Genomic DNA, 14,982 nt, shown 5'->3' on the forward strand with positions numbered 1-14,982 from the left:
GGTAATCTGTGTTCATGACGCAGATTCCCGCTCGGATTGGCACATGGTTTTCCGCCAAAGGCTGGTCCATTCACCCGCATCAGCATGAGATGTTCAACCGGGCGCAAGACCCCGCGACCTTGCTGATCGCGCCGACGGGTGGCGGAAAGACCATGGCCGGGTTTCTGCCAACATTGGCAGAGCTTTCTGACGGCCTTCATCGCGGGCTGCATACGATTTATGTTTCACCCCTCAAGGCACTGGCGGCGGACATTAAACGTAATCTGCGTACGCCTGTGGACGAAATCGGCCTGCCCATCCGGATCGAGGATCGCACAGGCGACACCTCAGCCACTCAAAAGAAACGCCAACGCGTAGATCCGCCTCATATCCTGCTGACAACGCCCGAAAGTCTGGCCCTTTTGACCTCTTACGAGGATGCGCCACGTATGTTTGATGGGGTGCAGCGGATCATCGTTGATGAAATTCACGCGTTGGCAGAAAGCAAACGCGGTGATCAGCTTATGCTGGCCTTGGCGCGCCTGCAGCGCCTCAACCCCGATCTGCGCCGCGTTGGTTTGTCGGCCACGGTCGAGGACCCTGGTGCAATTGCCCGTTTTCTTGCTCGCCATCCTGACCCATGCCAGATCGTGCAAGCAGATCCCGGCCCGGACCCGGACATCCGAATGTTGGAAACGGTCGAGATGCCGCCGTGGTCCGGTGGTGGCGCGGCCTATGCGATCCCCGCCGTGCTCGAACAGGTCCGCCAACACAAAACTACGCTGATCTTTCACAACACCCGCGCGCAGGCCGAAATCTTCTTTCACAATCTTTGGCTGGCAAACGACGACGGCCTGCCGATTGGCATCCATCACGGCAGCCTGGACCGGCAACAGCGTGAGAGGGTTGAGGCTGCGATGGTCCGGGGCGACCTGCGCGCCATCGTTTGCACAGGCTCTTTGGATCTGGGCATTGATTGGGGCGATGTGGATCTGGTGATTCAGATCGGCGCACCCAAGAACGTCAAACGTCTGGTGCAACGGATCGGACGCGCCAACCACCGCTATAACGCGCCGTCCAAGGCCCTATTGGTGCCTGCCAACCGGTTTGAGGTGGTCGAATGCATCGCCGCGCTGGAGGCCGCAAAAGCCCATGATCTGGACGGTGAACCGCGTGGTCCCGGCCCTCGCGATGTCTTGTGCCAACACATCCTGATTGCCGCCTGTGCCGGACCGTTCGACGCCGATGACCTTTACACCGAGATGTCATCTGCCGGGCCTTTTGCAGGATTGGCCCGGCCCGCGTTTGACGCGTGTCTCGATTTCTGCGCCACCGGTGGCTACGCACTCAGGGCTTACGACCGTTGGCAGCGTTTACAACAGCGTGCCGACGGGCAATGGCAGTTGCGTGACCCCCGCGCGGCTTCGCGCATTCGTATGAATTTGGGGACGATTCAAGACACAGACACCCTTAAAGTGCGTCTTAAACGCAGCCGGGGCGGCAAGCCGTTGGGAGAGGTTGAGGAAGCATTTGCAGCCTCATTAACGCCCGGCGACACCTTTTTGATTGGCGGGCAAGTCGTGCGATATGAGGGCCTACGCGAAATGGTGGTCGAGGTCAGCCGCCGCGTTGATCGCAAGCCTAAGATCGCGACCTTCTCGGGCACAAAATTCGCGACCTCTACCCAGCTCAGCGACCGCATTCTGCGCATGTTTGCCCAAAGGGACTGGCCGCAACTGCCCTCTCATACTGCGGATTGGTTAGCCTTGCAGCGGCAGATCTCGCGCCTGCCCCAGCGCGACCGCTTGCTGATCGAAAGCTTTCCAAGCGACGGCCGGGAGCATCTATGCGTTTATGGTTTCGCCGGCCGCAACGCGCAGCAAACACTCGGCCTGCTACTAACCAAACGGATGGAAGATACCGGCTTGGCCCCGATGGGCTTTGTTGCGACTGACTACGCCACGCTTATCTGGGGTCTGGATGCTGTCACCGACCCTACCCCGTTGTTTCAACGCGACGCGCTGCGCGACGGGTTGGACACCTGGCTGGCTGGCAATGCCGTGATGAAACGCACCTTTCGGGCCTCTGCCACCATAGCGGGCCTGATCGAACGCAATACGTTGGGACAAAAGAAAAGCGGGCGGCAGGCGACGTTTTCGTCTGACATCCTTTACGATACCCTGCTGAAATACGATCCTGATCACCTGCTGATGCAGATCACCCGTGAAGAAGCCATGCGTGGACTGGTTGATTTTGGCCGGATCGAAGCCATGCTGGACCGGATCGGCGACCGTGTGGATCTGCTCCGCCTGGATCGTGTCTCGCCGTTGTCTGCTCCGTTGTTTCTTGAGGTCGGGAAAGTGCCCGTCAAAGGCGCGGCAGAGGAGCGTTTGCTGGCCGAGGAAAGCGCGCGTCTGATGCAGGCGGCCGGTCTTGATCAGCTTTGATCCCCTTGCGCCGGATGCAAAAACGCGTCAAGAACGTATCATGAACATATGCGAGTTTTCTTTAGCAGGACAGCGTCTCGTCGCGTTGCCATCGGGCGCACTGTGGTGGCCCGAGCGCCAACTACTGTGCGTCTCAGACCTGCACCTTGGTAAGTCCGAACGAATGCTGCGGCGCGGTGGACCCGCATTGCCCCCTTATGACACAAGCGAAACATTGGATCGGTTGGCAGATGACTTGGAACGCACCAACGCGGAAACTGTTCTATGTTTGGGTGACAGCTTCGATGACCTTGAAGCCGCGCGGGCGTTGCCTTCAGCGGAAAGGCTTCGGATTTCTACCTTGCAGGCCGGGCGCAAATGGATATGGATCGAAGGCAACCACGATCCTGGGCCGATTGAGCTGGGCGGTACACACTTGTTCGAATGGCGCTGCGATCCGCTGGTCTTTCGCCATATCGCAGAGGACCATCCGCAAGGAGAAGTCTCTGGCCATTACCACCCAAAAGCGCAAATTCGTGTGAAAGGAAGACATATCTCTCGGCCCGCTTTTCTGTTGGACAGCAACCGGTTGATCCTGCCAGCTTACGGTGCTTTCACGGGTGGGTTGCGCAGCTCAGACCGGGTTCTGGCCGACCTCATGGACCAGAATGCAACAGCAATCCTGACCGGCCCGCACCCGCACATGATACCGATGCCGCGCTGAGGTCAGATCAAACCGTCCTGTTCCAGCATTGGTTTGTACTTGCGACTGACGGGAACCAGATCGCCGTTGACCAGCTTTAGAAAAGTCTTGCCGCCTGTTTTCTCTACACCAGTGATGGAGTCATCAGTCACCCAATGTGAGCGGTGCGAGCAATGACCGGGAACCGGTTCCATCTCGGCGATGGCATCCGTAAACCGTGACCGGAGCGTAAAAACACCTTCTGAGGTCACGACATCCACATTGTGATCCCGAACAGTCAGGCGATAGATCTGCCCATCGAAATCAGGCGGCAAACGATTGACAAGTCTCGGTTTTTCATCCTTGAACGTAGGTGCCACTGCAGCCTGCAATTCATGACGCTGCACAAAAACCAGACCTGTGGCCAACAACACCCCATAAACAGCCACGGTTTGCGCCCCCGGTGCCATTTGGCCACCACAAGTGAACAAGATCCACGCCAACAGCCAAAGCGACGGCGTAAAAATTGTCAGGATCAGAGCAGCGAAGGCTAAATCACGGGCTGGAATGTTTAACAGCAGAGGGCTGTTTAGCATCAGTTTCCGAACCAGCCCAGTTACAGAAAGCGCCAGAACCATCACCCCGACCCAAAATAACAGACGCAAACCAAAATTTAGCTCGGATACAAGAAAAGGTGGAAACGCATAGGCCAGCAAAGGAAGAAAAACCACACCCGCTGTAACTCTCTGCGGAGTACATGCATTTCGAATTAAACTTAACTTAGACGTCATACTGCTTTTGTACGTACATTGCCCGAGTGCAATACACACAAGGGAAACTAACCTGTAAACAACTGAGAATACAGGCTTATCACGATTTTTCAAGCTGGGGAAGTCATTCAAAATCCGATCGCCCCTGACGCTTTGGGGCAGTCCGATCTTATATTGCGCTCAAGGGACGGGTGTTGGGCCGCTTAGCACGGCCCGACCCACAATTCGAACTTAAGCAGTCAGACCTTCAGGCTCTGGCAGACCGTTGGACCGGCAACAGGCGGTCAGAGTGTTGGCCAGTAGGCACGCGATGGTCATCGGACCCACGCCACCCGGAACCGGGGTGATTGCGCCCGCACGTTCAGCCGCGCTTGCGTAATCCACATCGCCAACCAGCTTGTTCTTGCCGTCGCGCTCGATACGGTTGATGCCCACGTCGATAACCGTGGCGCCTTCCTTGATCCAATCGCCCGGTACCATCTCGGGACGGCCGACAGCGGCCACAACAATGTCCGCGCGACGTACAACGTCCGGCAGGTCTTTGGTGCGCGAATGCGCGATGGTCACGGTGCAGCTGTCGCCCAGCAGCAACTGCGCCATCGGTTTACCCACGATGTTCGAACGGCCAATCACCACAGCATCCATACCCGACAACGAGCCATGATAATCGCGCAGCATCATAAGGCATCCCAGCGGCGTGCAGGGGACCATCGATTTCTGACCGGTACCCAGCAGACCCACATTCGAGATGTGGAAGCCGTCCACATCCTTGGCCGGGTCGATCGAGTTGATCACCAGATCTTCGTTCAGGTGCTTGGGCAGCGGCAGCTGAACCAGAATACCGTGTACGGCAGGATCGTTGTTCAGTTTGTCGATCAGGGCCAGAAGATCTTCTTCCGATGTTTCGGCATCCAACTTGTGTTCGTACGAGTTCATGCCAACTTCGACGGTCTGCTTGCCCTTTGAGCGGACATAGACCTGACTGGCCGGGTCTTCACCGACCAGAACCACCGCCAAGCCGGGGGTGATGCCGTTTTCTTCTTTCAGCTTAGCAACCTGATCAGCCACTTGCGCGCGCACTTTGGCCGCAAATGCCTTACCGTCGATAACCTGCGCTACCATCCTTTGATCCCTTCTTTCAAAAACGGATCGGGCGCAAAATGCGCCCGGTCAGTCAGTCAGAGCCGAGCACACGCTCTTCGCGGGCAATCGACCAGTCTATCAAAATACGCCAGAGTTCTTCGGCAAGATCAGGGTCCATGCCCAGTTCATCGGAACTCTTGCGCACGCGCTGTACCACTTCTTCGACACGGTCCGGGATTCGGGCGGGCAGCCCCTCGCCGGGTTTCAACTGGGACGCGCGGTCGATGTAACTGGCACGTTTCACCAGCACTTCGATCAGTTGGCGGTCCAGCCGGTCGATCTGAACGCGCAATTCCTGCATCGTGTTACAGTCTTGCGGCGGTGTCAGAGTGGGCATCGCGGTCTCCTCATGGCCCGGGGAAGTCCCCGGACCACGAGATGGTTCAAAATGCGGCTTAGAACAAGCCCTCGATCTCACCTGCGTCGTTAAGGCAGATGGTTTCAGCAGCCGGTTTGCGGGGCAGACCGGGCATTGTCATGATCTCACCGCAGACAACGACGATGAAGCCAGCACCTGCGCTCAGGCGAACCTCACGTACCGGAACCGAGTGGCCGGTCGGTGCGCCGCGCAGTGTCGGATCGGTCGAGAACGAGTACTGGGTTTTCGCCATGCAGACCGGCAGGTTACCGTAACCGGCTTCTTCCCACTCGCGCAGCTGGTTGCGGATCTTGTTGTCGGCCAGAACCTCGTCCGCGCGATAGATTCGCTTGGCGATGGTTTCAATCTTCTCGAACAGCGGCATGTCGTCGGGGTAGATCGGCGCGAAGTTCGCGGAACCACCTTCAACGATTTCGACAACCTTTTCGGCCAGCGGTGCAGACCCTTCCGAACCCAGTTCCCAGTGACGCGACAGAACCGCCTCGACCCCGTGCTCGCCGCAATAGTCTTTCACGGCCTGAACTTCGGCGTCGGTGTCGGTGACGAAGTGGTTGATGGCAACGACGACCGGCACACCAAACGACTTCACGTTCTCGATATGACGACCCAGGTTGGCACAGCCCGACTGAACTGCGTCGACGTTTTCGGCACCCAGATCGGCTTTCGCAACGCCGCCGTTCATTTTCATCGCGCGTACAGTGGCAACCAGTACAACTGCCGACGGGGCGATGCCCGCCTTGCGGCATTTGATGTTCATGAACTTTTCAGCGCCCAGATCCGCACCAAAGCCCGCTTCGGTCACGACATAGTCAGCGACTTTCAGAGCGGTCTTGGTCGCGATGACCGAGTTACAGCCATGCGCGATGTTCGCGAAGGGGCCACCGTGAACAAAGGCCGGGTTGTTTTCCAGCGTTTGCACCAGGTTCGGCTGCATCGCGTCTTTCAGCAGAACGGTCATCGCGCCTTCGGCCTTGATGTCGCGGCAGTAGACCGGTGTCTTGTCGCGGCGGTAAGCAACGATGATATCACCCAGACGCTTTTCCAGGTCTTTCAGGTCGTTGGCCAGGCAAAGGATCGCCATGACCTCGGACGCCACGGTGATGTCGAAACCAGCCTCACGCGGATAGCCGTTCGACACGCCGCCCAAGCTGGCAGTGATCTGACGCAGCGCACGGTCGTTCATGTCGACCACACGACGCCATGCGACACGGCGGGTGTCAATCTCGCACTCGTTGCCCCAGTAGATGTGGTTGTCGATCATCGCCGACAGCAGCGAGTGGGCTGAGGTGATGGCGTGGAAATCGCCGGTGAAGTGCAGGTTCATTTCCTCCATCGGAACAACTTGCGCGTAACCGCCACCTGCAGCGCCACCCTTCATGCCGAAGTTCGGGCCAAGCGAGGCTTCGCGGATACAGATCATGGCGTTCTTGCCAATGCGGTTCAGGCCGTCACCCAGACCAACAGTCGTGGTGGTTTTGCCTTCACCTGCAGGGGTCGGGTTGATCGCAGTCACCAGAATCAGCTTGCCGTCTTCGCGGCCCTGAACCGAGTTGATGAAGTCCTGGCTGACCTTGGCTTTATCGTGGCCGTAGGGCAGCAGATCCGCAGAGTCGATGCCAATTTTGGCACCGATTTCCTGAATCGGCTTTTTGTTCGCTTCACGTGCGATTTCGATATCGGATTTGTAGCTCATTGGCCGGGGTCCTTAATTGAATACCGTGCAAAGCCGACGCAAAACGTCGGCGCTGCGCATTCCATACCCTTGTGTACAATCTCAATAGCCATGGATTCCGACATTCTGGTGTCGCGAAGCGTCGTAAGGTCATTTCGTGGGTTTCTAATCGGAAACCTGACCCGTTTAAGGTGCCCAGTTGGGTTGATCCGGAACAAACAAAGCCAAGCGATCGCCAAGCTCAATCCGCCCCGGGCGTTCGATCCACCCGGTTATGCCCCGACGCCCCGCCGCAGCAGGTTTGAACGCGGCGCCATGCCCGGGTTGATCCGCCTCGATCTCGCGCCCCGGCAAAACGCAAGGCGCGTTCTCCATGTCTACAGTTATCGTCAAACCACCCCCCGCCTGTAGCCGAGAGGACGGGGGAACGTGCGAGAAATCGGGGATACCCTTCAGCACGATCGATGCACCAAGGTAAGCCGGATCAAGCGCATCTAGACCCATCTCAAGAGCAATCTGTTCAAGTTCTTCCACAGAAAGCACCGACAATTGACGGACGTTGCGGATTTCGGTGCCTTGAGAATAGAGATTCTTGACCCGCACACAGGATGCACGGTTGAGACCCGCGTGCCGTTCACCCTCCACGCCATCGAATCCCAGGTCCAGTGCTTGGACCGTTTCGGCGCGCAGCGATTGCCCAGCAGGGACATAGCCGAGCCAAACCACTTCGGCTGCGTATTCAGTTTCCCGCAAAAACGGCATGTTGTTTCCCTGTTCCTTGGCACTTACGGGCGCATATTGCCCGGCAAGGACCTGAAGAAAAGAAAAGAGACCCGGGCCTCGGCCCGGGTCTTTGGTGATTATGTGGTGGGTTCAGGCTCCATCCCGCCCTCGGGCGGGGACTTCTTTGCCTTCGTCTTGGGAATGGCCGTAACGCTGGGTGCATTGCCTTCGTCCGGCTTGTCGCCTTCGTCATCGCCTTCGGTCGGCGATTCACCATTCATGACGCGCTTGATCTCGTCGCCGGTCAGGGTTTCGTATTCCAGCAGACCTTGTGCCAAACGCTCCCATTCTTCGTTCTTGTCTGTCAGGATCTTGTGAGCGCGCTCATAGCCTTGCTGGATCAGGCGCTTCACCTCTTCTTCGATCAGCTCTTTGGTATGCGCGGACACCGAGAACCCGGCAGTGTTGCCCTGATAGCCCTCATGCGCCTCGGCATAATCGATGTTGCCCACCTTGTCTGACATCCCCCATCGCATCACCATCGCGCGCGCCAATTGACTGGCCTGCATGATGTCACCGGCGGGGCCGTTCGAGACGTGGTCTTCACCGTATTTGATCACCTCAGCCGCTTTACCGGCCATGGTCATCGCCAGTTTCTGCTCACATTCATCGCGGTGGTAATTCAGGCGGTCCATTTCCGGCAGCGAAACAACCATACCCAGCGCACCGCCGCGCGGGATGATCGTGGCCTTATAGACCGGATCGCACAGCGGCAGTTCCAGACCGACAACAGCATGACCGGCCTCGTGATAAGCCGTCTTTTCCTTCTGGTCCTGCGTCAGCACCATCGAGCGGCGCTCGGCCCCCATCATCACCTTGTCTTTGGCGTTCTCAAAGTCTTCCATGGTGACAAAGCGACGACCCACACGAGCGGCCATAAGCGCAGCCTCGTTCACAAGGTTCGCCAGATCAGCACCCGAAAAGCCCGGCGTGCCTCGTGCAATGATGCGCAGATCGACATCGGGGCCCAGAGGTGTTTTGCGCGCGTGCACGCCCAAGATTTTCTCGCGCCCTTTGATGTCGGGGTTCCCGACGGTCACGTTGCGGTCGAACCGGCCCGGACGCAGCAGCGCGGGGTCCAGAACATCTTTACGGTTGGTCGCCGCCAGGATGATCACACCTTCGTTTGCCTCAAACCCGTCCATTTCAACCAGCAATTGGTTGAGGGTCTGTTCGCGTTCGTCGTTACCGCCGCCGTAACCGGCACCACGGTGGCGGCCCACAGCGTCGATCTCGTCGATGAACACAATACAAGGCGCGTTCTTCTTGGCCTGTTCGAACATGTCGCGTACGCGGGATGCACCAACACCCACGAACATCTCAACAAAGTCCGAACCGGAAATGGTGAAGAACGGAACACCCGCCTCACCTGCAATCGCGCGGGCCAGAAGTGTTTTACCTGTACCCGGAGGGCCAACCAGCAACGCGCCTTTTGGAATCTTGCCGCCGAGGCGGCTGAACTTCTGCGGGTTACGCAGAAATTCCACGATCTCTTCCAGCTCTTCCTTGGCTTCGTCGATGCCAGCCACGTCGTCAAAGGTCACACGGCCATGCTTTTCGGTCAGCATCTTGGCCTTGGACTTGCCAAAGCCCATCGCACCGCCTTTGCCGCCGCCCTGCATCCGGTTCATGAAGTAAACCCAAACGCCGATCAGCAGCAGGAAGGGCAGCAGCGTGATCAGGAACGACTGGAACCCAGACTGCTGTTGTTTGACCGCTTGAACTGGAATGTTCTCATCGATCAGCAGCTTTGTTACCTCGGCGTCGCCGGGCTTGATGGTGACATAGGTCGCACCGCTTTCGGTGGTATAGCGAATCTGCTCGCCATCCAGCGTCACGTTTTTGACTTCACCACTTTGGACGGCACCGACAAAGTCGGAATATGTTCTCTCATTGCTCTGAAGCGTTCCGCCCGGTCCACTGAACAGATTGAACAGTGCCAGAATAAGCAGGAACAGAACGACCCAAAACGCGATATTGCGAGCGTTGCCCAAGGAAAATCTCCCAAAAGATTCGGCAGGTGAGGAACTGCCAAGTTGTCTCTTAAAATAGAGAGGATTGTTCTATGTTCAATGCGATAAAAAAGATGCGTCAAACGTGGGCCAATCCGACACAGGATCAGCCTGCCATCCATTGGCAAATCCCGCAAGTGGGGCTGCAAGCACCGTTTCACCCGCCCAAACGGCAGGCGTTGCGGTCAAAGCAAGCCTGGGACGCCCTGTGGCGCGCCAATCCGGAACCTGCTGCAACCCTTTTTCGCCCAACGCCCGGATTTCCACGTCTGGGGTATCCGGGCCGGTCAGCACCCATTTGCTATCCCAAACAGTGCCAGATGCGGCAATTTGGCCCTCCACGGCCTTAAATTCCCTGCAAATCCAAACACTCGCGCCTTTTGGCACGAGCAGACATCCGGCAATTGACACGGCTTGACCGTGAATTACCGCATCCATAGCCTGCTCCAAAGCCGACTGGCGCGGGGGATAGCCCTGCCCCGCAATCCATTGAAGTGATCCCAGCAACACGCGTCTCTGGATTTCCCGCGGCAACGCGGCAAAGCCAGCCTGGTCCACCCTCACATCGCTGTGGTCAACCTGTGCCACATTCCGCGCGGATTCCTGCGCAAACACGGCCAACGCCCTATGCGCCTGAGCCAAATTTTCCGCCACACGAGATAAAGACAGCGCATCGATTCCCAAGGACGAAAGGCTTTGCAAGGCATCGCGGGCCTTGATCCGGTCAAATCGCATGTCCTGATTCGATGGATCCTCAACCCAACTCGCTCCGATTTCAGTTAGGTAGGCGCGCAGCCTGTCGCGAGTGATCCCCAGCATTGGGCGCAGCAACGTTACCCCATCCCTTTGCCGCACGGGCGACATACCTGACAGACCCGTCACGCCAGAGGATCGACCCAACCGCATCAGCAGTGTTTCGGCCTGATCGTCTGCTGTGTGTCCCAAGGCAATTGCACCGATATCACGGGCCTTCGCCCAGTTTATCATCAGACTGTACCGCGCTTGTCGCGCTTGATCCTGAAGATTGCCTTTTTCGTCCCAACCCGACCACCTCAAAATGTCGTGCTGCACTCCAAGAGCCGCCGCCTCACGGGCCACAGCCTCGGCCTCCTGCGCGGCTTCCGGGCGCAAACCATGATCAACTGTGACTGCGTAAAGAGTGATTGCCTCGGTTTGCGCAACTGTGTGCAAAAGATGCATCAAAGCGACGGAATCTCCACCACCTGATACTGCTATCCCCAATTTGCTGGGCAAATTGTCCGGCAACCGATTCCGAAGGTCGGAAATCAGGCTGTCTGGCTGAGTGCTCAAGAACACCCCAGGGCAGTCATCTCTTGCGTGGCATTCGACAACGCGGGCGCAGAGGGGAAACGCACCCCGACCTCATTCAGCGTGATGCAAGCCTGATCGGTTTGTCCCAATCGGCCCAATGCCGCGCCCAGCTCGTACAGAGCCTCGGGGGCAAAGGCCCCCTCGGAATCACCGGTAAAGCTGGCCAAAAAGGCACGGGCCGCTTCGCGGGTGTCGCCCAGACCTTCAAGGGCGTGGCCTCGTTTAAGGTTCGCTTCAGGGGCCAGAGGGCTGCCGGGATAATTTGCCTCGAACTGCGCGAACATGGTGGCGGCGGTCTGGAAATCTCCATCGGTCAAAGCTTGCGACGCCGTATCGAAATCTGCGCGCTCGCCCACGGCAAGCTCGGTTTGGTCAGTTGCAGGTGTCGTTGCAACGTTCGCCGAGCCTGTTTCTGACACAGTGTCACCGCCCAAAGTCGATGTTTCCTCAAGCGCGGACAGGTCTCCGCCTTCCAGTTCGACCAACCGGAACTCCAGGTCACCAATCCGGTTTGTGCCGTCAGTGACGATATTCTGGACCCGTTGGTTCAATTGCTCTGTCTGGCGCGTCAGACGCTGAAGCTCTGCTTCAATCGCGTCGACACGCTCAAGCACCGAACTGCCGGACAGGTTTGGCGCAGGCGACCCGGTGGTGGAAAACTCGCGCTTCAGGCGCTGTATCTCGACATGCAGCACAGTCAGCTCCTGACGAATATCCGCCAGGGTCTGCTGATCCTGTGCCTTAGCCACACCCGCCGTCGCCATGACGGCTGCCAAAACCCATCCTGCAATACGCATCGTCTTACCCCAAAGTTGACCCGGTCAGCACCGTCACCGCGCGGCGGTTTTTGGAATAGCAGTCCTCGGTGCTGCAAATCTCGATCGGGCGTTCCTTGCCGTAGCTGACTGTTTTAAGACGGTTGCCCGCCACCCCACGGGAAATCAGATACTCGCGCGCAGCGTTAGCCCGGCGCGCACCCAGTGCAAGGTTGTATTCCCGCGTCCCCTGCTCATCCGCGTGCCCTTCGATGGTTGCAACAAAATCAGGGTTGGCCAGCAGCCATTCAGCCTGCCCTTGCAGCACGGTTTGTGCCTGCGGCGTAAGGGTGGACTGATCAACCGCGAAAAGGACACGGTCGCCAACCGTCTGCTGGAAATACGCCGGCGAACGTGGGTCGCTTGGCGAGCCCGGCACGATAGCGCCAGTGCCACCTGCGCCACCGCCCCCCAATGCGGAAGGGTCGTTATTTGAACAGGCGGCAATCACACTCAGTGCGCCCAGCGCCAGAACTTTGCTCAATACGTTCATTTCAAGTGCCTCGTGTTTTGATTATTGCCGCCTGTCTACCACAGGCGCGATTCGTTGTGAACTTTACTGCGATCAATTCTGCAATGGGCCCCATGACGGGTCGCTGCCGCCATCCGGCGTGCGTACCGGGCGCAGGTTGCGGCCCGATATATCCACTGAATATAGCGAGGCCCGCCCGCTGGCCCCCTGCGTTTCGCGGGTAAACATTATGACGCGTCCATTGGGCGACCAGGTGGGGCCTTCGTCCAGGAATGACGCAGTCAGCAACCGCTCTTCCGACCCGTCTGTGCGCATGACGCCAATGTGGAACCGGCCTTTGTTTTGCTTGGTAAAGGCAATCAAATCGCCGCGCGGCGACCAAACCGGGGTGCCATAGCGCCCCGCGCCAAAGCTGATCCGCGTTGCCTCACCCCCGTTTGCGGGCATCACGTAGAGCTGCGGCGTGCCCGACCGGTCGCTTTCAAAAACGATGCGGCTGCCATCCGGTGAATAGCTGGGTGCCGTTTCGATTGCAGGCGTGTTGGTCAGGCGTGTACTTTGACCCGAGGCCAGATCCATCTTCCACAAATCCGTGTTCCCGCCCTGAATCAGCGAATACACGATCGACCGACCATCCGGCGAGAAACGGGGCGAGAAGCTCATGGTGCCGTCCTGGGTCTTGAGTTCCTGCCGTTTCACGCGTCCGACATCCAGAACATAAATGCGCGGGGCGCCGCTTTCATAGCTGGTATACAGCAACCGGTCACCTGTGGGTGAAAAGCGCGGTGCCAGCACGATGGCGGAACTGTCGGTCAGGTACTGCACATTTGCGCCGTCGTAATCCATGATCGCCAACCGTTTGAGGCGTTGATCCTTGGGTCCGCTTTCCGACACAAAAGCCACGCGGCTGTCGAAATACCCTCCTTCGCCCGTGATCCGGCTATAGACCTGATCAGCCACCTTATGCGCCATGCGACGCCAACCATCAGTCGTACCTGCCAGTTGCAGTCCGGTGCCCAGCTCCTGACCCGAGAACACATCCCAGACACGGAACCGAACCGTCAATCTTTTGCCCGAGACATTGACTGCCCCGGTGACCAGTGCATCTGCGTTAATCGCTTTCCAGTCAGCGAACTGAACCGGCGCTTCAAAACTGCTGACCCGGCTGATGAACGCATCCGATGAGATTTCGCGAAACAGGCCTGTCCCGGTCAAATCCGCTGCCACCACACGCGAAATATCCTGCGCGTATTGTGCCGCCGAGGGGCTATCGGGCACGAAATTGGGAACCGCAAACGGCAAAGGCTCGATAATACCCTGGTCCAATTCCAGTCGCAGGGGGCCATTTTGTGCGTAAACCGGCGCAGACATCAGGGTCAGACCGACAAAGAGGCTGGTCAGAAGTTTCATCATTTGATCCGCATCCTCTCGGGATTGAATGTAATCTCAACATCCTGCCACTGAGCGTATTTGTCAGCAGGCAAGTCATATCCTTTGGCGCCACAGCGCAAAATCGCGCGTCGGGCAGCCTGGTAAGCCTGATTGGCGGCACTGGCAGACCCGCCCGAGCTGTCCAGCATCCGAATACTGCCGCCTACAACTGTACCATCACGGTTCAGCGAAAACGCAACAACAACCACCGTGTTCAGTGCATCTGTAGACAGTGAACCTACGTTCCAGCATCTGGACACAGCCAGTCGCATTGCATCTTTTTCGCCGCTGGTGAGCGGAGGACCTGAAGGCTCGGTGCCAGCACCCAGAGCCTCAGCCAAGGCATCGTTGATCGCAGTTTCGTCTGCCTGTGTTTCAGGTTCCGGGGTCGCCTCGGGCGTTTCAGCAACTTCTGGTTCCGGCGGCGGGCTGGGCCGGTTGGGGCGTGTGCGCGGACGAGGTGAACTGAGAAGGGGTTCCTTGGTCTCTTCCGCCTCGGTTACAATTTCCGGCGCGGCCTCTTCTGGCGCGGTCTGATCTTGCTGTTCCTGCTGCACCTCAGCGCCCTCACCCAAGGACACCGGTGGCGTTTCAAACTCATCCGGCGTTGCCTCGGGCGGCGGCGGCGCAATCGCCTCAGGCGCAACGCGGTCAGCAGGGCGCGGCTGCGCCTCAGGCTCGGGCTGCACGGGCTGTGCAACGGTTTCCACCTCAGGCTCGGCCAATGAAGGTGGCTCTTCCGGCAGCTCGGGCTCTGGCGGGGCTTCAACGATAACGGGCGCAGGTTCAGGGTCAGGTTCAGCAGGAACCACGGGTTCGGGGCGCGGCTGTTCCTCAACCACCGCCTCCGGAGCGGTGGTTTCGGTCTGCTCAGGTTCGGGTGGTTGCTGCAGAGCAGCCGGTACTTCGGAAACGTCAGGCGCGTCGCGCTGCGCAGTCATGGCCGCAAACTGTTCAGCGGTAATCACGGAAACATCCTGCACGGCCATCGGCAACGGTTCGGACCGGAAGGTGCCGCCAAAAAGCGCGACGCCAATCAGGCTGACATGCGCAATCGCCGAAATCTTGGTGCCGGTATCCACCGTG

At 58.4% G+C, this 14,982-nt stretch carries 13 protein-coding genes; 2 read left to right on the forward strand and 11 right to left on the reverse strand.

What is annotated here, in order from left to right:
* The first annotated feature begins 14 nt into the window (after positions 1 to 14).
* Together GS636_RS09530 and pdeM are read left to right on the forward strand one after the other, a co-directional pair.
* Positions 15 to 2,426 carry a ligase-associated DNA damage response DEXH box helicase gene (locus GS636_RS09530; RefSeq protein WP_171669279.1) on the forward strand — a complete coding sequence of 804 codons (2,412 nt, stop codon included), beginning with the start codon at positions 15 to 17 and terminating at the stop codon, positions 2,424 to 2,426.
* A gap of 40 nt (positions 2,427 to 2,466) precedes the next feature.
* Complete coding sequence (gene pdeM / locus GS636_RS09535) at positions 2,467 to 3,129, forward strand: ligase-associated DNA damage response endonuclease PdeM (RefSeq protein WP_171669280.1); 663 nt, start codon at positions 2,467 to 2,469, stop codon at positions 3,127 to 3,129.
* A gap of 2 nt (positions 3,130 to 3,131) precedes the next feature.
* Here pdeM and GS636_RS09540 read toward each other — a convergent pair whose 3' ends face one another.
* From GS636_RS09540 to GS636_RS09590, 11 genes are all read right to left on the reverse strand, one after another.
* Positions 3,132 to 3,989: a LytTR family DNA-binding domain-containing protein gene (locus GS636_RS09540; protein ID WP_253762724.1), complete on the reverse strand. Its 858-nt coding sequence runs from the start codon at positions 3,987 to 3,989 to the stop codon at positions 3,132 to 3,134.
* Positions 3,990 to 4,088: 99 nt separating this feature from the next.
* Positions 4,089 to 4,979: a bifunctional methylenetetrahydrofolate dehydrogenase/methenyltetrahydrofolate cyclohydrolase FolD gene (gene folD, locus GS636_RS09545; RefSeq protein WP_171669281.1), complete on the reverse strand. Its 891-nt coding sequence runs from the start codon at positions 4,977 to 4,979 to the stop codon at positions 4,089 to 4,091.
* A 52-nt stretch (positions 4,980 to 5,031) separates the two neighbouring features.
* Positions 5,032 to 5,337, reverse strand: a complete 306-nt coding sequence (locus GS636_RS09550) for a chorismate mutase (RefSeq protein ID WP_171669282.1) — start codon at positions 5,335 to 5,337, stop codon at positions 5,032 to 5,034.
* 58 nt (positions 5,338 to 5,395) lie between these two features.
* Complete coding sequence (locus tag GS636_RS09555; protein WP_171186903.1) at positions 5,396 to 7,072, reverse strand: formate--tetrahydrofolate ligase; 1,677 nt, start codon at positions 7,070 to 7,072, stop codon at positions 5,396 to 5,398.
* Positions 7,073 to 7,237: 165 nt separating this feature from the next.
* Positions 7,238 to 7,813 (reverse strand): MOSC domain-containing protein, encoded by a 576-nt coding sequence (locus GS636_RS09560; protein WP_171669283.1) that lies wholly within the window; start codon positions 7,811 to 7,813, stop codon positions 7,238 to 7,240.
* Between the two features lie 98 nt (positions 7,814 to 7,911).
* A complete protein-coding gene (gene ftsH / locus GS636_RS09565) occupies positions 7,912 to 9,828 on the reverse strand; it encodes an ATP-dependent zinc metalloprotease FtsH (RefSeq protein ID WP_171094198.1) in 1,917 nt (638 codons plus the stop codon).
* Between the two features lie 75 nt (positions 9,829 to 9,903).
* Complete coding sequence (tilS, locus tag GS636_RS09570) at positions 9,904 to 11,163, reverse strand: tRNA lysidine(34) synthetase TilS (RefSeq protein WP_371808714.1); 1,260 nt, start codon at positions 11,161 to 11,163, stop codon at positions 9,904 to 9,906.
* Positions 11,154 to 11,975, reverse strand: coding sequence for a tol-pal system protein YbgF (gene ybgF / locus GS636_RS09575; protein WP_171669285.1), 822 nt, complete (start codon positions 11,973 to 11,975; stop codon positions 11,154 to 11,156). The genes tilS and ybgF overlap by 10 nt, the downstream gene beginning before the upstream one ends.
* 4 nt (positions 11,976 to 11,979) lie before the next feature.
* Entirely contained in the window at positions 11,980 to 12,486 is a 507-nt protein-coding gene (gene pal, locus GS636_RS09580; RefSeq protein ID WP_171094203.1) for a peptidoglycan-associated lipoprotein Pal, read from the reverse strand.
* 72 nt (positions 12,487 to 12,558) lie between these two features.
* Positions 12,559 to 13,878: a Tol-Pal system beta propeller repeat protein TolB gene (gene tolB / locus GS636_RS09585; RefSeq protein ID WP_171094205.1), complete on the reverse strand. Its 1,320-nt coding sequence runs from the start codon at positions 13,876 to 13,878 to the stop codon at positions 12,559 to 12,561.
* On the reverse strand, positions 13,875 to 14,978 hold the full coding sequence (locus tag GS636_RS09590; RefSeq protein WP_171669286.1) for an energy transducer TonB: 1,104 nt from the start codon (positions 14,976 to 14,978) through the stop codon (positions 13,875 to 13,877). The genes tolB and GS636_RS09590 overlap by 4 nt, the downstream gene beginning before the upstream one ends.
* Positions 14,979 to 14,982: the final 4 nt, after the last annotated feature.

This window comes from Ruegeria sp. HKCCD4884 (genome assembly GCF_013110855.1).
Taxonomy (GTDB): Bacteria; Pseudomonadota; Alphaproteobacteria; order Rhodobacterales; family Rhodobacteraceae; genus Ruegeria.

Bases quoted from the DNA above. Each gene is read 5' to 3' on its own strand.
- GS636_RS09555 (WP_171186903.1), bottom strand. From the start codon at position 7,072: ATGAGCTACAAATCCGATATCGAAATCGCACGTGAAGCGAACAAAAAG.
- GS636_RS09530 (WP_171669279.1), top strand. From the start codon at position 15: ATGACGCAGATTCCCGCTCGGATTGGCACATGGTTTTCCGCCAAAGGC.
- ybgF (WP_171669285.1), bottom strand. From the start codon at position 11,975: ATGCGTATTGCAGGATGGGTTTTGGCAGCCGTCATGGCGACGGCGGGT.
- GS636_RS09560 (WP_171669283.1), bottom strand. From the start codon at position 7,813: ATGCCGTTTTTGCGGGAAACTGAATACGCAGCCGAAGTGGTTTGGCTC.
- folD (WP_171669281.1), bottom strand. From the start codon at position 4,979: ATGGTAGCGCAGGTTATCGACGGTAAGGCATTTGCGGCCAAAGTGCGC.
- pdeM (WP_171669280.1), top strand. From the start codon at position 2,467: ATGAACATATGCGAGTTTTCTTTAGCAGGACAGCGTCTCGTCGCGTTG.
- GS636_RS09550 (WP_171669282.1), bottom strand. From the start codon at position 5,337: ATGCCCACTCTGACACCGCCGCAAGACTGTAACACGATGCAGGAATTG.
- pal (WP_171094203.1), bottom strand. From the start codon at position 12,486: ATGAACGTATTGAGCAAAGTTCTGGCGCTGGGCGCACTGAGTGTGATT.
- tolB (WP_171094205.1), bottom strand. From the start codon at position 13,878: ATGATGAAACTTCTGACCAGCCTCTTTGTCGGTCTGACCCTGATGTCT.